Here is a 21,701-nt window from a genome sequence, read left to right as displayed (position 1 = left end):
CAAGAACATGAAAATCCTCATCGTTGATGACTTCTCAACGATGCGGCGGATCATAAAAAACCTGTTGCGTGACCTTGGGTTCACTAACACGGTCGAGGCGGATGACGGCATTACGGCGATTCCGATCCTCAACAGCGGGAGCATCGACTTTCTGGTAACGGACTGGAACATGCCGGGCATGACCGGTATCGATCTGCTGCGCCACGTGCGCGCTGATGAAAAACTGCGCAGCCTGCCTGTGCTGATGGTGACCGCTGAAGCCAAGCGTGAACAGATCATCGAAGCCGCCCAGGCCGGGGTTAACGGCTACGTGGTCAAGCCATTCACTGCACTGGCCTTGAAAGAGAAGATCGAAAAAATCTTCGAACGCATCGGTCATTGATGCTGCCACGGGGGAGCTATGGAGCATAAAGAATCATCGCAGGCCGACTTTGAGTCGACCCTGAAAAAACATGCTCATCAACTCGTTGAAAGCCTTGAAAAAGGCCAGTTCGGCGACGCGGTGCAGTTAATCCATGAGCTCAACCAGACCCGTGACCGCGGCCTGTACCAGGAAGTGGGCAAGCTCACCCGTGAGTTGCACAGTGCGATTGTCAATTTTCAGATTGACCCGCACATGCCCCAGGCCGAAGAAATCTCGCAGATCACTGATGCCACCGAACGCCTGTCCTATGTGGTCAGGCTGACTGAGGCGGCGGCCAACCGCACCATGGACCTGGTGGAAAACGCCACGCCTCTGGTCAACGGTATGGCCAGTGAAGCCAAGGCCCTGAGCAACGATTGGGGTCGGTTCATGCGTCGGGAAGTGGGCGCTGAAGAGTTTCGTGAACTGGCGCGTCGGGTCGATGGCTTTTTGTCCCGCAGCGAGCAGGAGAATCGCACGGTTTCCAGCAACCTCAATGACATTCTGCTGGCCCAGGACTACCAGGACCTGACCGGCCAGGTGATCAAGCGCGTGACCCAACTGGTCACCGAAGTGGAAAGCAACCTGCTCAAACTGGTGTTGATGGCGGGTCAGGTTGACCGGTTTGCCGGCATCGAACATGACCGCGAAGCGATCCTTTCTGAAAAAGATCCACAAAAACACCTCGCCAAGGGTGAAGGTCCGCAGATTCATGCCGATAAACGTGAAGACGTTGTATCCGGGCAAGACGACGTAGACGATTTGCTGTCCAGTTTAGGCTTCTAAGGAGCACACCCATGAGCTTCGGCGCCGATGAAGAAATCCTTCAGGATTTCCTTGTAGAGGCCGGCGAAATTTTAGAGCAACTGTCCGAACAGCTGGTCGAGCTGGAAAGCCGACCGGATGATGCGAACCTGCTCAATGCAATTTTTCGCGGTTTTCACACTGTAAAAGGGGGCGCCGGCTTCCTCCAGCTCCACGAGCTGGTGGAGTGCTGTCACATCGCCGAGAACGTGTTCGACATCCTGCGCAAGGGTGAGCGTCACGTCGACTCGGAACTGATGGACGTGATTCTGGAAGCACTGGACGCGGTCAACGGCATGTTCAGTGAAGTGCGCGAACGTGCACCGATCACTGCGGCCACGCCGGAACTGCTGGCCGCCCTGGCGCGCCTGGCAGAACCTGCGGCCAATGCACCGGTCGTTGAAGCGGTGGCTGAGCCTGTCGCCGAGCCTGCGGGCGACGTCACCGACAGCGAATTTGAACAACTGCTGGACTCGCTGAACGCCGTCAAGGCCGAAGCCGAGGCTCCAGCGGCCAGTGCGCCGGCCATGGTGCCGACCACTGAAGACATTACCGACGCCGAGTTCGAGTCATTGCTCGACCAGTTGCACGGCAAGGGCCAGTTTGCCCCGGACGCGGTGGCCGCAGCGCCAGCGCCAACGGAAAGCCGCGGCGCCTGCCAGCAATGAAATCACCGACGACGAATTTGAAGCGCTGCTGGACCAGTTGCACGGCAAAGGCTCGTTTGCCGCCGATGCACTGCCCGAAGTCGCTGCAACGGCCGCTGCACCTGCAGCACCCGCCGCTGCCGCTGCACCGGCTGGCGATGGCCTGATCTCCGATCACGAGTTCGAAGCCCTGCTGGATGAACTGCACGGCAAGGGCAAGTTCACCGAAGCCGTCGGCACTGCTGCACCGGCTGCTGCGGCCGCCGCTGCGGTGGCAACGCCGGCTCCGGTGGCCGCCAAGGCCGCTGCGCCCGTGGCTGCCAAGCCTGCACCGACGGCTGCACCTGCGCCCGCTCGTGCGGCTGCCGCCCCGGCCCCGGACAAGCAACCGGCCAGTGAAGCCGAAACCACCGTGCGGGTTGATACCGCGCGCCTGGACGACATCATGAACATGGTGGGCGAACTGGTGCTGGTGCGTAACCGCCTGGTGCGCCTGGGCCTGAACAGCGGCGACGAGGCCATGCAAAAGGCCGTGTCCAACCTCGATGTGGTCACCGCCGACCTGCAAACCGCGGTGATGAAGACCCGGATGCAGCCGATCAAGAAAGTCTTCGGGCGCTTCCCGCGCCTGGTTCGCGACCTGGCACGCCAGCTCAAGAAAGAGATCAACCTGGAACTGGTGGGTGAAGAAACCGACCTCGACAAAAACCTTGTCGAGGCTCTGGCCGACCCGCTGGTCCACTTGGTGCGCAACGCCGTCGACCACGGCGTCGAGACGCCGGAAGAACGCGAAGCCTCGGGCAAAAGTCGCCAGGGCAAAGTGATTCTGGCGGCCGAACAGGAAGGCGACCACATCCTGCTGTCGATCACTGATGACGGCAAGGGCATGGACCCGACGGTACTGCGCAACATCGCCGTCAAGCGTGGCGTGATGGACAAGGACGCCGCCGACCGCCTGACCGATACCGAGTGCTACAACCTGATCTTCGCCCCGGGCTTCTCCACCAAGACCGAGATTTCCGACGTGTCGGGCCGTGGCGTGGGCATGGACGTGGTGAAGACCAAGATCAGCCAGCTCAACGGCTCGATCAACATCTACTCGACCAAGGGCCAGGGCTCGAAGATCGTCATCAAGGTGCCGTTGACCCTGGCGATCATGCCGACCCTGATGGTGATGCTGGGCAACCAGGCCTTCGCCTTCCCGCTGGTCAACGTCAACGAAATCTTCCACCTCGACCTGTCGCGCACCAACGTGGTGGACGGCCAGGAAGTGGTGATCGTGCGCGACAAGGCGTTGCCACTGTTCTACCTCAAGCGCTGGCTGGTGGCCTCGGCCAAGCATGAAGAGCAGCGCGAAGGCCATGTGGTGATTCTCTCCGTGGGCACCCAGCGTATCGGCTTTGTCGTCGATCAACTGGTGGGTCAGGAAGAAGTGGTCATCAAGCCTTTGGGCAAAATGCTGCAGGGAACCCCGGGCATGTCGGGCGCGACCATTACCGGTGACGGTCGGATCGCGCTGATTCTCGATGTTCCGAGCATGCTCAAGCGTTACGCCGCACGGCGTATTTGATTCGGCCCGGGCAGGGCGGTTGTCCCTCGCCCGGCCTAACGGAGTGTTTATGGTAGTCAAGGTCCTGGTGGTGGACGATTCGGGTTTCTTCCGCCGCCGCGTCTCGGAAATTCTTTCATCGGATTCCAATATCCAGGTGGTCGGCACGGCCACCAACGGCAAAGAGGCGATCGATCAGGCCCTGGCCCTCAAGCCGGACGTGATCACCATGGACTACGAGATGCCGATGATGGACGGCATCACGGCGGTGCGGCACATCATGCAGCGCTGCCCGACGCCGGTGTTGATGTTCTCCTCGCTGACCCACGAAGGCGCCCGGGTGACCCTGGATGCGCTGGATGCCGGTGCGGTGGACTTTCTGCCGAAGAATTTCGAAGACATCTCGCGCAACCCCGAGAAGGTCAAGCAGATGCTCTGCGAGAAGGTGCACAGCATCTCCCGCAGTAACCGCCGCAGCCTGTTCAGTGCGCCGGCACCGGCACCGGTTACGCCGCCACCGGCCGCCCCGAGCACCTTCGGTCGCCCGGCACCTGCGCCGGTTGCGCGTCCGGCCGTCGCCCCTGTGCGTCCGGCTGCGCCCACTGCGCATTCGCCTGCGCCCAAGCGCAAAGCCTACAAGCTGGTGGCCATCGGTACGTCCACGGGTGGCCCGGTGGCTTTGCAGCGGGTGTTGACCCAACTGCCGGCCAACTTCCCGGCGCCGATCGTGTTGATCCAGCACATGCCTGCCGCGTTCACCAAGGCCTTCGCCGAGCGCCTGGACAAGCTGTGCCGCATCAGCGTCAAGGAAGCCGAGGATGGCGACATTCTGCGTCCGGGCCTGGCGCTGCTGGCCCCTGGCGGCAAGCAGATGATGGTCGACGGCCGTGGCGCGATCAAAATCCTGCCGGGTGACGAACGCCTGAACTACAAACCGTGTGTGGATATCACCTTCGGTTCGGCGGCCAAGTCCTACGGCGACAAAGTTCTGGCGGTGGTGTTGACCGGCATGGGCGCCGACGGCCGTGAAGGCGCGCGCCTGCTCAAGCAGGGCGGCAGCGCCATCTGGGCCCAGGATGAAGCCAGCTGCGTGATCTATGGCATGCCCATGGCGATCGTCAAAGCCGACCTGGCGGACGCCGTCTACAGCCTGGACGACATCGGCAAGCACCTGGTGGAGGCCTGCCTCTAATGGATGTCTTGAGCCTGATTGGCATCATCATGGCGTTTGTCGCGATTATCGGCGGCAACTACCTCGAAGGCGGCCACCTGGGCGCGCTGGCCAACGGCCCGGCAGCGTTGATCGTGATCGGCGGCACCGTGGGCGCAGCGTTGTTGCAGTCGCCCATGAGTTCGTTCAAGCGTGCCATGCAGATCCTCATCTGGATCATCTTCCCGCCGCGGGTCGACCTGCCGGGCGGCATCGACCGCGTGGTCAACTGGAGCCTCACGGCGCGCAAGGAAGGCTTGCTGGGCCTGGAAGGCGTGGCCGATGCCGAGCCTGACAGCTACGCGCGCAAAGGCCTGCAATTGCTGGTGGACGGCGCCGAGCCGGAAGCGATCCGCAGCATCCTGGAGGTGGATTTCTACACCCAGGAAAGCCGCGACATCAACGCCGCCAAAGTCTTTGAAAGCATGGGCGGCTACGCGCCGACCATCGGCATCATCGGTGCGGTGATGGGCCTGATCCACGTGATGGGCAACCTGGCCGATCCGTCGCAACTGGGCAGCGGGATTGCCGTGGCGTTCGTTGCCACCATCTACGGCGTGGCCAGTGCCAACCTGGTGTTGTTGCCGGTGGCCAGCAAGCTCAAGTCCATCGCCATGCGCCAGTCGCGTTATCGCGAGATGTTGCTGGAAGGCATCCTCTCGATTGCCGAGGGTGAAAACCCGCGCTCCATCGAATTGAAGCTCCAGGGCTTCATGGATTGATGGGAGGTATCTGTTGTGAGCCGTCGCCGCCGCGAGCCTGAAGAACACGTCAACCATGAACGCTGGCTGGTGTCCTACGCCGACTTCATTACGCTGCTGTTCGCGTTTTTTGTGGTGATGTACTCCATTTCCTCGATCAACGAAGGCAAGTACAAAGTGATCTCCCAGGCGCTGATCGGTGTGTTCAACGACGCCGACCGCGCCCTCAAGCCGATTCCGATCGGCGAAGAACGCCCCAAGACCGTGACCCCGGCCAAGCCGCTGGTCAACGACAGCGATGAAACCGCCGCCGGCATCGGTGGCACCAGCGACTCGCTGAAAAGCATCGCCGATGACATCAGCGCGGCCTTTGGTGATTTGATCGCCTCCAATCAGATGACCGTACGCGGCAATGAGCTGTGGGTGGAAATCGAGCTTAATTCCAGCCTGTTGTTCGCCAGCGCCGATGCGATGCCCAGCGACCAGGCGTTCACCATCATCGACAAGGTGGCGGCGATCCTGAAGCCGTTTGAAAACCCGGTCCACGTTGAAGGCTTTACCGACAACCTGCCGATCAGTACCGCGCAGTACCCGACCAACTGGGAGCTGTCTTCGGCCCGCGCCGCGAGTATTGTGCGAATGCTGGCGATGCAGGGCGTGAACCCCGGGCGCCTGGCGTCGGTGGGGTACGGTGAGTTCCAGCCGGTGGCCAATAACGCCACGGCCGAAGGCCGCGCACGCAACCGTCGGGTGGTGCTGGTGGTGTCGCGTAACCTGGATGTGCGCCGCAGCCTGACCGGTACCGGCACTGCCAATGCAACACCCGATGCCGCCTTGAAGCGGGCTGGCACACAAACTGCACCAGCGCCCGTAAAGGCGCCGGTTCGCGGGAATGCCGTCAATTCTCCGTCACCGGCTCTATAACCCCATGCAATTTCTCGGTCGAGCCTGTGCCTGCCGGGAGGAACAATCCGAATGAGAGTCTGGGCAGTTGCCAATCAAAAGGGTGGTGTCGGTAAAACCACCACCTCCATCGCCTTGGCCGGCTTGCTGGCCGAGGCCGGCAAGCGCGTGGTCGTGGTCGACCTGGACCCCCACGGCTCCATGACCAGCTATTTCGGCTATGACCCGGATGCGCTGGAACACAGTTGCTACGACCTGTTCCTGCACAAGGGCAGCGTGCCGGCCGATTTGCCGGGCCAACTGTTGCTGCCCACCAGCAATGAAAAGATCTCGCTGTTGCCGTCCAGCACCGCCCTGGCCACCCTTGAGCGTCAGTCGCCGGGGCAAAGCGGCCTGGGGCTGGTGATCGCCAAGACCCTGGCGCAGCTGTGGCAGGACTTCGACTACGCCATCATCGACAGCCCGCCGTTGCTGGGCGTGCTGATGGTCAACGCCCTCGCTGCGAGCCAGCAGTTGGTGATCCCGGTGCAGACCGAGCACCTGGCCGTCAAAGGCCTGGAACGCATGGTCAGCACCCTGGCGATGATCAACCGCTCGCGCAAACAGGCGCTGCCGTTCAGCATCGTGCCGACCCTGTTTGACCGGCGTACTCAGGCATCCCTCGGCACCTTGCGTGTCTTGCGTGACGCCTATCCGGACACCATCTGGCAAGGCTACATCCCGGTGGACACGCGCCTGCGGGATGCGAGCCGGGCCGGGCTTACACCGTCGCAATTCGACGGCAAGAGCCGTGGCGTACTGGCCTACCGGGCGTTGCTCAAGCATCTGCTGTCCCAGCAACTTGTGGCGCAGGTGGCGTGATGACCATAGACAGCCCTGTAGGAGCCTGGCTTGCCAGCGATGCAGACGCCGCGGCTTTCCTGACAAAACCGGCTCCCGATTCAAGTCCGGACACCCACAGGCCGATAACCTCTGAATACAGGGTTGATGGGGCTTGCGCGTGGGCATACAGATGAACCGTCCCGTTGATTTCAAGACCCGGCCGCAACTGGCGCTGGAGTCCTATCTGGACGCCTTGCTCCAGGACGCCACCGAGGACATGCCGGAACCGATTCTGATCCTCGATGAAGTCATCGAGCCTGAGCCGGCGGTTCTGGACGAGTTTCAGTTGGCGGTCCTGGAAGAACAGGCCCGCGATGCGTTAGTGGTGCCCGTCGCGGAGCCTGCACCGGTTGCTGTGCCCGTGCCCGTCGCGCCGGTCGTGGTCGCACCCGTAGTGGTGGAACCGGTGGTTGAGGTTCACCTCCCGCCGAGCATCACGCCGCCGCCGGTACAGGGCGATGGCCGGCCGGCGTGGGCCGCCGAGCCGTTCGAATGCTTGCTGTTCGACGTTGCCGGGCTGACCCTGGCGGTGCCGCTGGTGTGCCTGGGTTCGATCTACTCCCTGGAGGGCCAGGAGTTGACGCCGCTGTTCGGCCAGCCGGAGTGGTTCCTCGGGATCCTGCCGAGCCAGCAGGGCAACTTGAAGGTACTCGACACCGCGCGCTGGGTGATGCCCGACCGTTATCGCGACGATTTCCGCCAGGGCCTGCAGTACGTCATTTCGGTCCAGGGCTATGAGTGGGGGCTGGCGGTGCATCAAGTCAGCCGCTCGCTGCGCCTGGACCCCAACGAAATCAAATGGCGCAGCCACCGGGGCCAGCGGCCATGGCTGGCGGGCACCGTGATCGAACACATGTGCGCGTTGCTGGATGTCGCCGAATTGGCGGAGTTGATCGCCAGCGGCGCAGTAAAAGATATGCCGCTCAACAAACGCACTTGATAACAAGCGCAGCGCGCTGGCGCTGCCCAAGAACACACACCGTAACCAACGGTATTTGAAGGGGTCTGGAGTATGAACAAGTCAGTGTCCGCACAAGGTCTGGTGGATGATCCAATCCTGCAATGGGTCACCTTCAAGCTGGACAACGAGTCCTACGGCATCAACGTGATGCGTGTGCAGGAAGTGCTGCGCTATACCGAGATCGCTCCGGTTCCGGGTGCCCCGAGCTACGTGCTGGGCATCATCAACCTGCGCGGCAATGTGGTGACCGTGATCGACACCCGCCAGCGTTTTGGCCTGGTGCCGACCGAAGTCAACGACAACACCCGCATTGTGATTATTGAAGCCGACAAGCAAGTGGTCGGAATCATGGTCGACAGCGTGGCGGAAGTGGTTTACCTGCGCCAATCTGAAGTCGAGACCGCGCCGAACGTCGGCAACGAAGAATCGGCCAAGTTCATCCAGGGTGTCTGCAACAAGAACGGCGAACTGCTGATCCTGGTTGAGCTGGACAAGATGATGAGCGAAGAAGAGTGGCAGGACCTGGAGAATATCTGATTGTTCCTTGAGGTAGCGGTGATCGTCCTGGCCATCCTGTGGGCCGGGACCCTGGGCTTCCTGCTGCGCTATGTGCGCCAGCAACGGGAGGTGGCCACTCAACAGGTCGCACGCGAAGCCGCGCGCGACCGGCGCATTCTGGAACTGGTCAAGCGGGTCGACCACTTCCAGCAGAGCGCCGTGCGTGTGGGTGACGAAGTGCACGAGCTGCGTTCGGTGCTCGCACCGTTGCCGGACAAACTGTCGGCACTGGAGCAGCGCGACCCGTCGAGCCTGTCCTTCGCCCAGGCGGCGAAGCTGGTGGGCATGGGCGCCACGGTGGATGAGCTGACCCAGTCCTGCGGCTTGACCCAGGCTGAGGCGCAGTTGATGAGCAAGTTGCACAAGAGCAGTTGACGGTGACGGGCTGCAAGCGGGCTCGCTTGCAGCTTATAACTGATGCCGTTTGCTCAGCCATTCAGCCATGGTTGAGTCTTCCAGGGCGTACTCGCCACGATTGGCTTTCCAGACCAACTCCTTCTCCCGCAACACCTCCAGGGCTTTCTGAACGTTTGGCGTGCTGGCGTTCGGCTCAGCCTGGGCCAACTCCAACTTGCTGTTGACGTCCTGGAAGGTTTTTTCCGCAAAAGGCGAGAACGCTTGCTTGCCCAGGGTTCTTTCGCCCATCACCTCAAGCACCGCCTGTTGCAGGGGGGAGAGGTCGTTGTAGGCGCTCTCGTAGTCGCTCCAGATTCCCGCCTGGTGATTGAGTGCCCCAGTCCTCAGCAACTCGCCAAGGTTGCTGGCCTCACCCAGGCCCACGCTCACTTCGGTCAATAGTGTGTTGAGCATTTCCGGGCGTCGGCCAACGAGCTGGAACGCGTAGTCCATATCCTCAAGGTTGAACTGGTTGGTCGCGGCCAGGCGCTGGTTCCACAGGTCCGTCACGAACTCGACATAATCCCGGCTCAGCAGCGGGAACGGCGTGATGTGGGCGCCAAAGAAGGGTTGTTTGCTCTTGAGTACCAGGTTGGCCAGTTTGTCCCGGCTGGACCCGGTGAACACCAGGCGCAGGCCGTCTGCCGTGCTGCCGCCGTTGAGATGATCCCGTGCAGCCTTGAGGGCAAACATCGCGTTCACGCCATTTTCGCTGTTGAGGGCGTGCTGGGCCTCGTCCACGATCAGCACGATCATTTGTCCCGAGACCTGGTGCAGCACGTCCAGGGCGTGGCTAAGCGTCGTGCCGGCGGGCAGTTGAGGCTTGGTGAAATCCCAACTCAGGGTGCGCAGCAGGCTGATCTTGTCGATACCGGCTTTCTTGGCCGCTTTGCTCACGGCGCTTTCGAATTCGCCCAGGGCTTTGCCGATGGCGCCGGAAATCAGCGCGGCGGGGTCGATTTCGCGGTTCATCCAAAGGTCCACGTAAACCGGCAGCCAGCCGCGCGCCTTGCATTCAGGGATGAGGTCGTTGCGCAGGAACGTGCTCTTGCCCGTGCGGCGAGGGGCCGCGAGGAACATGCCGGAGCTGTAATCGGCAAATGACTCGCCCGCCAAATCACGGGCGAGGGCTTCGGCGAGTAGCTTTCGACTGAGGATCGGGCGGGTCGGGCTCATGACGTTATCCTGAACTATCGGGTTCGAGATAATCTATACCTTGAAAGATATAATTGCTATACATCAGTGGCTGCGGCTTCCCGCTACAGCGAGTTGGTGCCTTTTTTTGGGCAAGGATAATGTTCGGTAATTGCACCCCTGACCAGCCGGGCCGTGCCGCCTCGCTCTGCCGCAGGGTATTTCTTGCTGTACGCCAGAACCCTATCGACCAAACGCCCTGGCTCCAAGCTTTCCGGCAGGCAAAGGCGGCGGTTTCTGGGGGTGAATTCGTCCAGGTATTCCAGTGTTCTCAGCACGCCCGTGGTGATGCCAAGGCAATAGGCTGACGGGTAGGAAGGTGGCGCATCCGGCGACATTTCCCTGGCTTCGCGACAGGCCGCAAGGTATTCATGGGCCTCGTTGCTGGCCGTTGCCGTCAGGGAAAACACACAGAGACTCAGTGCTACCAGGATTGAAGTCCGTTTCAACTGCCGTGCTCCGGGATTAAGGGGTCGCGACAGATTAATTCCCAGTTGTTACGGCTTAATGTGGGCAAATCAAGCCCGCTCCCACATTAATAATCGTCGCCTCTTTCCGTCACATCCCGCTCCACCGGCCCCGCATCCGGGTCGTATCCCACCGGGAACTTGCCCTTCAGCGTCCAGGCAAACGCAATGATCTCGGCGATGGTGCGGTACAACTCTTCCGGGATGCTGTCGCCCAATTCCATGCGCGCCAGTAATTTGACCAGCTCGGCATTTTCATAAATCGGTACTTCATTTTCCCGGGCCAGCTTCAGGATGGCTTCCGCCAGGGCGTCGTCGCCCTTGGCGGTCAGGGTCGGCGCTTGCTGGCCGTCGTATTTGAGGGCAATGGCCTGGCGCGGCGGGTTGGGGTTTTTCATGCGGTTTCATCCACCCAGCGTTGTTCCAGTCCGGTTTTCGGGCCCCGTGGCGGCGTGCCGAGGTGGCAGTCCAGGTCGCCGACGTTGAGCCCCGACGACACCAGGCGTTCGCGCAGGCTGCCCAGGTGGCTTTCGATCAGGCTGGCCGTGTAGGGCCGGGTTGCCCACAGTTGGCTGGAGAGTTTGCCCTGGCTCAATTGGGCCTGGACCTGCAGCGGGCCCAGCGGCTCCATGTCGAGGGCCATTTCCACGCGCCAGAGCATGTGTTTGGGGTCTTTGCTGTCCTTGCGTTCCGGCTGTTCCTTGTCGGGGGCCGGTTCTTCCCGCTGGAACTTGACCTGCAACGGCACGATGTCCTGCAAGGTGCGCATCGGGATCTCCAACTGCCAGGTGGTCAAGAGCTTGCCGTCGGCAGTGGTGCCGGTCTGTTCCAGGCTCGACAGCTGATGGCTTTGCAGGCGCGAAATGGCCCCGGCGGCCAGGCGCAGCAGGTTTTCCAGGTCGCTTTCACCTTCCAGGCGTTGCATCAGCCGATCCGGCAACGGAAAACCAGCGGGGGCTTGTCGGGCGCCGACCTGGCCGAGGGTACCCAGCGGGCTGCGCACGAAGCTGGGGAGCATCTGCGCCAGGGTGTTGGCCGCCAGGACTGCGTTGAGGTTGGTGCTGGCGGGCAGGGCAGGCATCAGGTCGGCGACGAGGCGCAGCAGGGCGCCTTTCATGTCCAGTGGCGGTATCTGTGGGTTTTGTCCTGCCAGCAACTTGGCTTCGAGAAAGGTCCCGCTGTTCCGGATGATTTGGGCCAGTACCTTGGGATTGCTCACCTGGGCCAGGTCGGGCAGGGCCGCCAGCAAACGCGCGGCGGCGGCGCGCAGGTCGACCGAGGTGCTGTCGCTGCTGGTGGCGGGCAGGCTTTGCAGCGCGGTGAACACCACGTCCAGCGAGCCCTGGCGGCTTTGCTGGGTGGAAAGTTGCTGGGCCACGGCCAGTTGGTCCTTGAGACCGCTCAGCGGCACAAAACTCAGGGTTTGCGCACTTTGCACCACGGCGCTGAGCAGGCTGCCGATGCGCAACGGCTGCGGGCTTTCGACGGTCAGGGTCGCGCCGCTGAGGACGTTATTGAGGACTGACACCAGCGAGCGATACACCACTGGCTGGTTGGCGCCCTGGGGCAGTGCCTGGGTGGTCAGCACCTTGCCTTGCAGCAGGGTGCCCACCGGCAATTGGCTGGTATCGATGCGCGTCAGCGCGGCCACGCTGGAACTCAGCGCCTGCTGCAGGCTGATGGACAAATTGCCCGACGGCGTCTGGCTGACTTCCACCTGGGTACCCAGCGGCAGCGGCTGGCTGCTGCTGGCCTGCACCAGGGTTTGCCGGCCACCTTCCAGGGTCAGCTTGAGCAGCAACTGAAACGCATCACCGCCCTGTTTAAGCGCCAGGACCTCGGCGTTCACGGTTTTCCCAGGGTCGATCAGGCCTGTCTGCGGCTCCAGCAGTTTCAGCAGCTCACCCGTCGCCGGCGCGGGGGCAGGCCCGGCCGGAAGCGTCGGGGGAAGTGTTGGAAGAGTGATCTCACCGGTCATCGTGCGCGCCGTCTCAAGGGAAATTGCCCTCTTTAGAGTAGGGCATCACATGTATAATGCCGCCCGTCTTCAAAGAGAGCGTTAAAAACAACACAACTGATTGATCCAGCTCTCTAAAAACGGTCGCCAAAGCAGTTAATGTGCATCTCTTTAACGGCCGTTCCACCGCCGACTTGAACCGTAAAGGCCCGCGATCTCTTGACCAGCCCTCTTCTAGAAGCCGTAGCGCTCGCCTGTGAACGTGACCTGCGGATGCTGTTCGAACACCTCGAACTGCGTCTGGCGGGCGGCGACATGGTGCAGGTCAGCGGGCCCAACGGCAGCGGCAAGACCAGCCTGTTGCGCCTGCTGGCCGGGCTGATGCAGCCGACGGCGGGCGAAGTGCGGCTCAACGGCAAACCGCTGAACGAGCAGCGTACGGAACTGGCCCGCAACCTGATCTGGATCGGCCACGCCGCCGGGATCAAGGACGTGCTCACCGCCGAAGAAAACCTCAGCTGGCTCAGCGCCCTGCATCATCCAGCAAGCCGCGAGGCCATCTGGCAGGCCCTCGCCGCTGTCGGCCTGAAGGGCTTCGAAGACGTTCCCTGCCACACCCTGTCCGCCGGCCAGCAGCGCCGCGTGGCGCTGGCCCGTTTGTACCTCGACGGGCCGCCGCTGTGGATTCTCGACGAGCCCTTCACCGCCCTCGACAAACAAGGCGTCGCCCAGCTGGAAGCACACCTGGCGGCCCACTGCGAGCAGGGCGGCATGGTCGTCCTCACCACCCACCACACGCTGGCGCGCATGCCCGCCGGTTACCGCGACCTCGATCTGGGCCGGTGGTCGGTATGAGTGTATTTGCCCTGTTGGTGGCCCGCGAAGCGCGGTTACTCTGTCGCCGCCCGGCCGAACTGGCCAACCCGCTGGTGTTCTTCGCGATTGTGATCGCGCTGTTCCCGTTGGCGGTCGGCCCCGAGACTAAACTGTTGCAAACCTTGTCTCCGGGACTGGTCTGGGTAGCGGCGCTTTTGTCGGTCCTGCTCTCGCTGGACGGGCTGTTTCGCAGTGATTTTGAAGACGGTTCCCTTGAACAGTGGGTCCTTTCGTCGCACCCCCTGCCACTTCTGGTATTGGCCAAGGTACTGGCACACTGGGCGTTTTCCGGCCTGGCGCTGGTATTGCTCGCGCCGCTGCTGGCGATGATGTTGGGGTTGCCCACCGAGTGCCTGCCGGTGTTGCTCCTTTCCTTGTTGCTTGGCACGCCGGTTCTCAGTCTACTGGGCGCCGTGGGTGCGGCGCTGACAGTGGGTTTGAAGCGCGGCGGCCTGTTGCTGGCCCTGCTGATTTTGCCTTTGTACATCCCGGTGTTGATCCTGGGCAGCGGCGCGTTGCAAGCCGCGCTCCAGGGCATGCCGGCGACCGGTTACCTCCTGTGGCTTGGCAGCCTGGCCGCCCTGGCGGTAACCCTGACACCCTTTGCTATAGCGGCTGGCCTGAAGATCAGCGTCGGCGAATAATGAGGTCTGACCAAGCGTTGTCTTAGTCAGTAAAGACCCTAAGCTCCTCGCATTGACGAGAAGCAACCGTGATGGAAACAGCATGAACTGGACCTGGTTTCACAAGCTCGGCTCGCCCAAATGGTTTTACGGCATCAGTGGCAAACTGCTGCCGTGGTTGAGCATCGCCGCTGTATTGCTGATCGGCATCGGCCTGGTCTGGGGCCTGGCCTTCGCGCCGCCGGACTACCAGCAAGGCAACAGCTTTCGCATCATTTATATCCACGTTCCCGCCGCGATGCTGGCCCAGTCCTGCTATGTGATGCTGGCGGTGTGCGGCGTCGTCGGCCTGGTGTGGAAGATGAAACTGGCGGACGTGGCCCTGCAATGCGCCGCGCCCATCGGTGCCTGGATGACTGCTGTGGCGCTGGTCACCGGCGCGATCTGGGGCAAGCCGACCTGGGGTTCGTGGTGGGTCTGGGACGCGCGCCTCACCTCGATGCTGATCCTGCTGTTCCTGTATTTCGGCTTGATCGCCCTGGGCAACGCCATCAGCAACCGTGACAGCGCCGCCAAGGCCTGCGCCGTGCTGGCGATCGTCGGCGTGATCAACATCCCGATCATCAAATACTCGGTGGAGTGGTGGAACACCCTGCACCAGGGCGCCACCTTCACCCTCACCGAAAAGCCGGCCATGCCCGTGGAAATGTGGGCGCCGCTGCTGCTGATGGTGCTGGGGTTCTACTGCTTCTTCGGCGCCGTGCTGCTGCTGCGCATGCGCCTTGAAGTGCTCAAGCGTGAAGCCCGCACCAGTTGGGTCAAGGCCGAAGTGCAAAACAGCCTGGGAGCCCGTGGATGAGCTTCAACTCTTTCAGTGATTTTCTCGCCATGGGCCATCACGCCCTGTACGTCTGGACGGCCTATGGCATTTGCCTGGCGGTGCTGGCCCTCAACGTCGCCGCGCCGATCCTGGCCCGCAAGCGTTACCTGCAACAAGAGGCGCGTCGTTTGCGCCGGGAGACCGAAAAGTGAATCCGCTGCGTAGAAAGCGTCTGTTGATCATCCTGGCCATCATGGCCGGTGTCGGCATTGCCGTGACCCTGGCCCTGAGCGCCCTGCGGGAGAACATCAACCTGTTCTACACCCCGACCCAGATCGCCAACGGCGAAGCGCCGCTGGACACACGAATCCGTGCCGGTGGCATGGTCGAGAAGGGCTCGCTGCAACGTTCCGGCGACTCCCTGGACGTCAAATTCATCGTCACCGACTTCAACAAGTCCGTGACCATCACCTACCGCGGCATCCTCCCGGACCTGTTCCGCGAAGGGCAGGGCATCGTAGCCCTCGGCAAGCTCAACGCCGACGGCGTGGTGGTGGCCGATGAAGTGCTGGCCAAGCACGATGAAAAATACATGCCGCCGGAAGTCACCAAGGCCCTCAAAGACAGCGGCCAATCCGCCCCGACCCCTGCCAAGGAGGGCTAAGTCATGACGTCCGCATTGTTTATTCCGGAGTTGGGCCAGTTGGCGATGATCCTCGCCCTGTGCTTTGCCATCGTCCAGGCCGTGGTCCCGCTGCTGGGCGCCTGGCGCGGTGACCGTCTGTGGATGAGCCTGGCCCAGCCGGCCGCCTGGGGCCAGTTCGCCTTTCTGGTGTTCGCCTTCGGTTGCCTGACCTACGCCTTCATGACCGACGACTTTTCCGTCGCCTACGTCGCCAATAACTCCAACAGCGCCTTGCCCTGGTACTACAAGTTCAGCGCCGTCTGGGGTGCCCACGAAGGGTCGTTGCTGCTGTGGGCATTGATCCTCGGCGGCTGGACCTTTGCCGTATCGATCTTCTCCCGCCAGTTGCCGCAAGTGATGCTGGCCCGGGTGCTGGCGGTGATGGGCATGATCAGCATCGGCTTCCTGCTGTTCCTGATCATGACCTCCAACCCGTTCACCCGCATCCTGCCGCAGATCCCGGTAGACGGTCATGACCTCAACCCGCTGCTGCAAGACATCGGCCTCATCGTGCACCCGCCGATGCTCTACATGGGTTACGTCGGTTTCTCGGTAGCCTTCGCGTTTGCCATCGCCGCGTTGCTCGGCGGTCGCCTTGATGCGGCCTGGGCGCGCTGGTCGCGGCCCTGGACCATCGTCGCCTGGGCGTTCCTCGGCATCGGCATCACCCTGGGTTCGTGGTGGGCCTACTACGAACTTGGCTGGGGCGGCTGGTGGTTCTGGGACCCGGTGGAAAACGCCTCGTTCATGCCCTGGCTGGTGGGCACGGCGCTGATTCACTCGCTGGCGGTCACTGAAAAACGTGGCGTGTTCAAGAGCTGGACCGTGTTGCTGGCCATCGCGGCGTTTTCCCTGAGCCTGCTGGGGACGTTCCTGGTGCGCTCCGGCGTGCTGACCTCGGTGCACGCGTTTGCCTCCGACCCGGAGCGCGGCGTGTTCATCCTGATCTTCCTGCTGTTTGTGGTCGGCGGCTCGCTGACGCTGTTTGCGTTGCGCGCGCCTGTGGTCAAGAGCCACGTCGGCTTCAACCTCTGGTCCCGGGAAACCCTGCTGCTGGGCAATAACCTGGTGCTGGTGGTGGCGGCCTCGATGATCCTGCTCGGCACCCTTTACCCGTTGGTGCTGGATGCCCTGAGCGGCGCCAAGCTGTCCGTCGGCCCGCCGTACTTCAACGCGCTGTTTATTCCGTTGATGGCGCTGTTGATGGTGGTGATGGCGGTCGGCGTGTTGGTGCGCTGGAAAGACACTCCGGTGAAATGGCTGGTGGGCATGCTGACACCGGTGCTGCTGGGCAGCGCCGCGCTGGCGGTGATCGCCGGTATTGCCTACGGCGACTTCAACTGGGCCGTGCTCGCCACCTTCATGCTCGCTGCCTGGGTATTGCTGGCCGGCGTGCGCGACCTGATCGACAAGACCCGCCATAAAGGCCTGATCAAGGGCCTGCCGACCATGACCCGCAGCTACTGGGGCATGCAGGTCGCGCACATTGGCATCGCCGTGTGCGCGCTGGGCGTGGTGTTGTCCAGCCAGAACAGCGCCGAGCGCGACCTGCGTCTGGCGCCGGGCGAGTCCATGGACCTGGCCGGTTACCACTTCATTTTCGAAGGCGCCAAGCACTTCGAAGGCCCCAACTTCACGTCTGACAAGGGCACCGTACGCGTCGTGCGCAACGGTAAGGAAATCGCGGTGCTGCACCCGGAAAAACGTCTGTACACCGTACAAAGCTCGATGATGACCGAAGCCGGGATCGACGCCGGTTTCACCCGTGACCTTTACGTCGCCCTGGGTGAACCGCTGGGCGATGGCGCCTGGGCCGTGCGGGTCCACGTCAAACCGTTTGTGCGCTGGATCTGGTTCGGCGGCCTGCTCACAGGCTTCGGTGGTTTGCTGGCCGCGACAGACCGGCGTTATCGGGTCAAGGTCAAGAGCCGGGTGCGTGAAGCCCTCGGCCTGCAAGGAGCAGCGGTATGAAGCGTTGGTTGATGGTGTTACCGCTGGCGGCGTTCCTGGTGGTGGCGGTGTTTCTGTATCGCGGGCTGTACCTGGACCCGGCCGAGCTGCCCTCGGCGATGATCGGCAAGCCGTTCCCGGCGTTCTCGCTGCCGACCGTACAGGGCGACAAAACCCTGACCCAAGCGGATTTGCAGGGCAAACCGGCGCTGGTCAACGTGTGGAGCGCCTGGTGCATTTCCTGCCGCGTCGAGCACCCGGTGCTGAACAAGCTGGCCGAGAACGGCGTGGTGATCTACGGCATCAACTACAAGGACGACAACGCTGCCGCCTTGAAGTGGCTGGCAGAATTCCACAACCCGTACCAGCTGGATATCCGCGACGAAGACGGCAACCTCGGCCTGAACCTCGGCGTGTACGGCGCCCCGGAAACCTTCTTCATCGACGCCAAGGGCGTGATCCGCGACAAATACGTGGGCGTGATCGACGAAGTGGTGTGGCGCGAGCAACTGGCCGCCAAGTACCAGGCGCTGGTGGATGAGGCCAAGCCATGAAGCGTTGGTTCGCCGCCGCTGTATTGGGCTTGAGCATGGTCGGCGTGGCCCACGCCGCCATCGACACCTACGAATTTGCCAAGGACGGGGACCGCGAGCGTTTTCGCGAACTGACCAAGGAACTGCGCTGCCCCAAGTGCCAGAACCAGGACATTGCCGACTCCAACGCGCCGATTGCTGCCGACCTGCGCAAAGAGATTTTCCGCATGCTCGGCGAGGGCAAGGACAATCAGCAGATCATCGACTTCATGGTCGACCGCTACGGTGACTTCGTGCGCTACAAGCCGGCGCTCACCGGCAAGACCGCGCTGCTGTGGTTCGGCCCCGCCGGGCTGTTGCTCGCTGGCGTCGTAGTCATGGCGGTGATTGTGCGCCGCCGTCGTGTCGCCCCGGCCGATGGTTCGGACTCGCTTTCCGTCGATGAGCGTCAACGCCTCGACCAACTGCTGGACAAAAAAACTGATGATTGATTTCTGGCTCGCAGCCGGTCTGCTGCTTCTGATTGCCTTGAGTTTCCTGCTGATCCCGGTGTTACGCGGCCGTCGTGCCCAGCGTGAAGAGGATCGCACCGCGCTGAACGTGGCGTTGTATCAAGAACGTGTGGCGGAACTGCAAACCCAGCAGTCCGAAGGCGTGCTGGATGCGGCTCAACTGGACAGCGGTCGTGCTGAAGCGGCCCGTGAGCTGCTGGCGGACACCGAAGGGGTGGAAAAGCCTCGGGAGTCGCGCCTCGGCAAACCGCTGCCGTTTCTGGCTGCGTTTCTGGTGCCGGTGTTGGGCGTGGCGCTGTACCTGCATTATGGCGCCAGCGACAAGGTCGAACTGACCCGCGAATTCTCCCAGCCGCCGGTGTCCATGGAAGACATGACCCGCCGTCTGGAGCGCGCCGCCGCAGCCCAACCGGATTCACCGGAAGGCCTGTACTTCCTCGGCCGTGCCTACATGGCCCAGGACCGCTCGGCCGACGCAGCGAAAGTCTTCGAACGCACCGTGGCCCTGGCCGGTCGCCAGCCGGAGTTGCTCGGGCAGTGGGCCCAGGCCCAGTACTTTGCCGACAACAAACAGTGGTCGCCCAAAGTCCAGGCCTTGACCGACGAAGCCCTGAAACTCGACCCGAAAGAAGTCACCAGCCTCGGCCTGCTGGGTATCGCCGCCTTTGAAGGCCAGCGGTACCAGGAAGCGATCGACTACTGGAACCGCCTGCTGGCGCAACTGCCGCCGGAAGACAACTCCCGCGCCGCGCTGCAAGGCGGGATCGACCGGGCCGCCGAGAAGCTCAAGGAGAGCGGCGGTACCGTGGCACCCGTGAAGGCACAAAAGCAGATGCAAGTGCGCGTGGACCTGGCGGCGGACGTGAAGGCCAAGGCCTTGCCGACCGACAGCGTGTTCATCTTCGCCCGCGCCGTCAAAGGCCCGCCGGCTCCTTTGGCAGCCAAGCGCGTGACCGTGGCCGACCTGCCAATCACCGTCGAACTGGGCGATGCCGACGCGATGATGCCGCAGTTGAAACTGTCCAACTTTCCCGAAGTCCAACTGGTTGCGCGCATATCCCGGGCAGGTGTTCCCACCGCTGGCGAGTGGATCGGCCGCAGCCAACCCTTGGCCAGCAGTACCACTGCGTTGCAGCAGCTGACCATCGACAGTCCGGATAAATAATTCGAGGAAATGCCCATGACCGCCATTGCACGTATCACCCTGCTCAGCCTGGTATTGGGGCTGAGTGCTTGTGCGGTCCATCGGCCACCGTCGCCTACCGGGCCGACCATCCCGCCCACCGGGCCGTCGACCCAGCCGAGCACCCAGCCTTCCGGCCCGGTGATCAAACCGTCGAAGCCGGTGCCGAGCTCTTCGCCAACCTTCGCACCGCCGCCAGGTGCGGCCAGCCACTGGGACGGGAAGATGCAGGTGTACGTGCTGGACGAGCAGCCGGATACGTTTTACCGCCAGCGCACCTACTACCGCTGGAGCAAAGGCTGGAGCCGGTCCATCAGCCCGAACGGGCCTTGGGAAGAGACCGACGTCCATGGCGTACCGCCGGGGTTGAGCAAGCAGTACGCGCAATAAGAAAAGGCGACCTTCGGGTCGCCTTTTTCATGGCTGGTTTGGAATACAGTCCACCCAACAACAAAGCTCAAATGTGGGAGCGGGCTTGCTCGCGAATACGGTGTGTCAGCCAACAAATCCGGCACTGACATACCGCATTCGCGAGCAAGCTCGCTCCCACATTTTGAATCTCGTTTGATTTGAAATTACGCCAGCTCCTCAGTCTGCCTCGGCGCGCTGATCCAATGGATCACCCCCGCAATCACCCCCAGCATCACCCCAAACTCCACAATCCCCATCCAGCCCAACCGCGCCATCAACCAGCCGCTGACCGTGGCCCCCAACGCGCCGCCAAAAAACGTCGCCGTCATGTACAAACTATTGATGCGGCCCTGGGCTTTCGGGTCTACCGCAAACGCCCGGGTCTGATTAGACACCAACCCCGACTGCACGCCGATATCCAGCACGATCACCCCCAGCACCAGCAAGATAATCGAGGTTTGCGCGCCCGCCAGCAGCAGGAACGCCAAGGTCACAATCCCGATACTCGCCCCAATCACCTTACGTGAGCCCAGCCGGTCAGACGCCCGTCCACCGAGGGATGCCGCCAGCGCACCCGCCGCACCGATGATCCCGAAACCGCCGGCCCACGCGCTGCCCAGCTGCCACGGCCCGTGGGCCAGCAACGCCGCCAGGTTCACCCAGAACGCATTGAAGCAAGCCCACAACAACGCCTGCACCATCATCGACTGGCGGATCGGGCTGTTATCGCGCATCAGCGGCCACAGCGAGGCCAGCAGGCGAGGGTAGGACAGGTTCGTGCTCGGCACGCCCCGTGGCAGCAACCTGGCAGCGGCGATCCATACCGGGATCATGAAGGCCGCTTCCATCGCGTACACCGCCCGCCAGCCATAAGCCTCACCGACCACGCCGGCGATCGTGCGCCCGAGCAGAATGCCGACCATGATCCCGCTGACCACCGTTCCCACGTTGCGCCCACGTTCATGAGGCTGCGACATCACCGCCGCGAACGGCACCAGTTGCTGCGGCACACAGCTCACAATCCCCAAGCCAAAAGACGCCGCGATCAGCGCCCAGATACCCGGTGAAAACGCCGCCGCCAGGGCGAAACAGAACGCCAGCGCGATCTGCCCCAGCACCAGCTTGCGCCGGTCAAAGCGGTCGCCCATCGGCAACAGCAACGCGAGACCGGTGGCAAACCCCAGCAGGGCGGAACCGGCCACCAGGTCGACGGTGGGCACGTCCACGCCCAAGTCCGAGGCAATCAACGGCAAAATCGGCTGGGTACAGTAAATATTGGTGATCACCGCGCCGGCGATCACCGCCATCATGATGATCTTGCCGCGCGGCGCGACCGCAGGCGCTGTGGAAGGTTGGGATGTCATCGGCTGGCCACTCACGGCGCTCTCCTTCAATGCAGGTCTCCGGGGGACGGAGATGAGTGGCCAACGTTACGCACTCGCGCCTGGCAGGATAATCCCCTAGGATTTGGAATCA

Annotated in this window: 24 protein-coding genes and 1 pseudogene; 20 read left to right on the top strand and 5 right to left on the bottom strand. The window is 62.6% G+C overall.

Annotated features, from left to right (window positions below; genetic code table 11):
• The first annotated feature begins 7 nt into the window (after positions 1-7).
• The 10 genes and pseudogenes from JFV30_RS20195 to JFV30_RS20150 all read left to right on the top strand — a co-directional run bounded on the left by JFV30_RS20195 (position 8) and on the right by JFV30_RS20150 (position 8,993).
• Positions 8-382 carry a chemotaxis response regulator CheY gene (locus JFV30_RS20195; protein ID WP_005790040.1) on the top strand — a complete coding sequence of 125 codons (375 nt, stop codon included), beginning with the start codon at positions 8-10 and terminating at the stop codon, positions 380-382.
• Positions 383-400: 18 nt separating this feature from the next.
• Entirely contained in the window at positions 401-1,189 is a 789-nt protein-coding gene (locus tag JFV30_RS20190) for a protein phosphatase CheZ (protein WP_010166122.1), read from the top strand.
• An 11-nt stretch (positions 1,190-1,200) separates the two neighbouring features.
• Positions 1,201-3,424: pseudogene (locus JFV30_RS20185) on the top strand (chemotaxis protein CheA).
• Between the two features lie 49 nt (positions 3,425-3,473).
• Positions 3,474-4,595: a protein-glutamate methylesterase/protein-glutamine glutaminase gene (locus JFV30_RS20180; RefSeq protein ID WP_201125023.1), complete on the top strand. Its 1,122-nt coding sequence runs from the start codon at positions 3,474-3,476 to the stop codon at positions 4,593-4,595.
• Positions 4,595-5,335, top strand: coding sequence for a flagellar motor protein (locus JFV30_RS20175; protein WP_010166125.1), 741 nt, complete (start codon positions 4,595-4,597; stop codon positions 5,333-5,335). The genes JFV30_RS20180 and JFV30_RS20175 overlap by 1 nt, the downstream gene beginning before the upstream one ends.
• Positions 5,336-5,350: 15 nt before the next feature.
• Positions 5,351-6,238 carry a flagellar motor protein MotD gene (motD, locus tag JFV30_RS20170; RefSeq protein ID WP_201125022.1) on the top strand — a complete coding sequence of 296 codons (888 nt, stop codon included), beginning with the start codon at positions 5,351-5,353 and terminating at the stop codon, positions 6,236-6,238.
• A 51-nt stretch (positions 6,239-6,289) separates the two neighbouring features.
• Positions 6,290-7,078 (top strand): ParA family protein, encoded by a 789-nt coding sequence (locus JFV30_RS20165; RefSeq protein ID WP_003210643.1) that lies wholly within the window; start codon positions 6,290-6,292, stop codon positions 7,076-7,078.
• A gap of 151 nt (positions 7,079-7,229) precedes the next feature.
• Positions 7,230-8,039 (top strand): CheW domain-containing protein, encoded by an 810-nt coding sequence (locus JFV30_RS20160; RefSeq protein WP_201125021.1) that lies wholly within the window; start codon positions 7,230-7,232, stop codon positions 8,037-8,039.
• A 72-nt stretch (positions 8,040-8,111) separates the two neighbouring features.
• Positions 8,112-8,597 carry a chemotaxis protein CheW gene (locus JFV30_RS20155; protein ID WP_003210641.1) on the top strand — a complete coding sequence of 162 codons (486 nt, stop codon included), beginning with the start codon at positions 8,112-8,114 and terminating at the stop codon, positions 8,595-8,597.
• Positions 8,598-8,993 (top strand): DUF2802 domain-containing protein, encoded by a 396-nt coding sequence (locus JFV30_RS20150; RefSeq protein WP_201125020.1) that lies wholly within the window; start codon positions 8,598-8,600, stop codon positions 8,991-8,993. It abuts the gene before it with no gap.
• 33 nt (positions 8,994-9,026) lie between these two features.
• Here the strand turns inward: JFV30_RS20150 and JFV30_RS20145 are convergent, their stop codons facing one another.
• The 4 genes from JFV30_RS20145 to fliK form a co-directional block, all read right to left on the bottom strand.
• On the bottom strand, positions 9,027-10,190 hold the full coding sequence (locus JFV30_RS20145) for a hypothetical protein (protein ID WP_010166135.1): 1,164 nt from the start codon (positions 10,188-10,190) through the stop codon (positions 9,027-9,029).
• Positions 10,191-10,273: 83 nt separating this feature from the next.
• The gene (locus JFV30_RS20140; protein WP_169385951.1) at positions 10,274-10,618 is read right to left on the bottom strand and encodes a Rap1a/Tai family immunity protein; all 345 of its coding nucleotides are present in this window, start codon (positions 10,616-10,618) and stop codon (positions 10,274-10,276) included.
• A gap of 125 nt (positions 10,619-10,743) precedes the next feature.
• Positions 10,744-11,073 carry an EscU/YscU/HrcU family type III secretion system export apparatus switch protein gene (locus JFV30_RS20135; RefSeq protein WP_168232867.1) on the bottom strand — a complete coding sequence of 110 codons (330 nt, stop codon included), beginning with the start codon at positions 11,071-11,073 and terminating at the stop codon, positions 10,744-10,746.
• Positions 11,070-12,653: a flagellar hook-length control protein FliK gene (fliK, locus tag JFV30_RS20130; protein ID WP_201125019.1), complete on the bottom strand. Its 1,584-nt coding sequence runs from the start codon at positions 12,651-12,653 to the stop codon at positions 11,070-11,072. Before fliK ends, JFV30_RS20135 begins: the two co-directional genes overlap by 4 nt.
• Before the next feature lie 252 nt (positions 12,654-12,905).
• Here fliK and ccmA point away from each other — a divergent pair, with 252 nt between their 5' ends.
• From ccmA to JFV30_RS20080, 10 genes are all read left to right on the top strand, one after another.
• The gene (gene ccmA, locus JFV30_RS20125; RefSeq protein ID WP_242487109.1) at positions 12,906-13,487 is read left to right on the top strand and encodes a cytochrome c biogenesis heme-transporting ATPase CcmA; all 582 of its coding nucleotides are present in this window, start codon (positions 12,906-12,908) and stop codon (positions 13,485-13,487) included.
• Positions 13,484-14,152 (top strand): heme exporter protein CcmB, encoded by a 669-nt coding sequence (gene ccmB / locus JFV30_RS20120; RefSeq protein ID WP_003210635.1) that lies wholly within the window; start codon positions 13,484-13,486, stop codon positions 14,150-14,152. The genes ccmA and ccmB overlap by 4 nt, the downstream gene beginning before the upstream one ends.
• An 82-nt stretch (positions 14,153-14,234) precedes the next feature.
• Positions 14,235-14,990 carry a heme ABC transporter permease gene (locus JFV30_RS20115; protein WP_093207520.1) on the top strand — a complete coding sequence of 252 codons (756 nt, stop codon included), beginning with the start codon at positions 14,235-14,237 and terminating at the stop codon, positions 14,988-14,990.
• Positions 14,987-15,163: a heme exporter protein CcmD gene (ccmD, locus tag JFV30_RS20110; protein WP_008434788.1), complete on the top strand. Its 177-nt coding sequence runs from the start codon at positions 14,987-14,989 to the stop codon at positions 15,161-15,163. The genes JFV30_RS20115 and ccmD overlap by 4 nt, the downstream gene beginning before the upstream one ends.
• The gene (gene ccmE, locus JFV30_RS20105; protein WP_008434786.1) at positions 15,160-15,615 is read left to right on the top strand and encodes a cytochrome c maturation protein CcmE; all 456 of its coding nucleotides are present in this window, start codon (positions 15,160-15,162) and stop codon (positions 15,613-15,615) included. The genes ccmD and ccmE overlap by 4 nt, the downstream gene beginning before the upstream one ends.
• Before the next feature lie 3 nt (positions 15,616-15,618).
• A complete protein-coding gene (locus JFV30_RS20100; protein WP_010166145.1) occupies positions 15,619-17,607 on the top strand; it encodes a heme lyase CcmF/NrfE family subunit in 1,989 nt (662 codons plus the stop codon).
• Positions 17,604-18,140 carry a DsbE family thiol:disulfide interchange protein gene (locus JFV30_RS20095; RefSeq protein WP_201125017.1) on the top strand — a complete coding sequence of 179 codons (537 nt, stop codon included), beginning with the start codon at positions 17,604-17,606 and terminating at the stop codon, positions 18,138-18,140. Before JFV30_RS20100 ends, JFV30_RS20095 begins: the two co-directional genes overlap by 4 nt.
• Entirely contained in the window at positions 18,137-18,610 is a 474-nt protein-coding gene (locus JFV30_RS20090) for a cytochrome c-type biogenesis protein (protein ID WP_201125016.1), read from the top strand. Before JFV30_RS20095 ends, JFV30_RS20090 begins: the two co-directional genes overlap by 4 nt.
• On the top strand, positions 18,603-19,796 hold the full coding sequence (gene ccmI / locus JFV30_RS20085) for a c-type cytochrome biogenesis protein CcmI (RefSeq protein WP_010166152.1): 1,194 nt from the start codon (positions 18,603-18,605) through the stop codon (positions 19,794-19,796). Before JFV30_RS20090 ends, ccmI begins: the two co-directional genes overlap by 8 nt.
• Positions 19,797-19,811: 15 nt before the next feature.
• Positions 19,812-20,204, top strand: a complete 393-nt coding sequence (locus JFV30_RS20080) for a hypothetical protein (protein ID WP_201125015.1) — start codon at positions 19,812-19,814, stop codon at positions 20,202-20,204.
• 185 nt (positions 20,205-20,389) lie between these two features.
• On the opposite strand, the gene JFV30_RS20075 is transcribed toward JFV30_RS20080, so the two are convergent.
• A complete protein-coding gene (locus JFV30_RS20075) occupies positions 20,390-21,589 on the bottom strand; it encodes an MFS transporter (protein WP_201125014.1) in 1,200 nt (399 codons plus the stop codon).
• Positions 21,590-21,701 lie beyond the last annotated feature (112 nt).

The organism is Pseudomonas sp. TH32 (assembly GCF_016650855.1).
GTDB lineage: Bacteria > Pseudomonadota > Gammaproteobacteria > Pseudomonadales > Pseudomonadaceae > Aquipseudomonas.
This window is presented reverse-complemented; position numbering and strand designations above follow the sequence as displayed.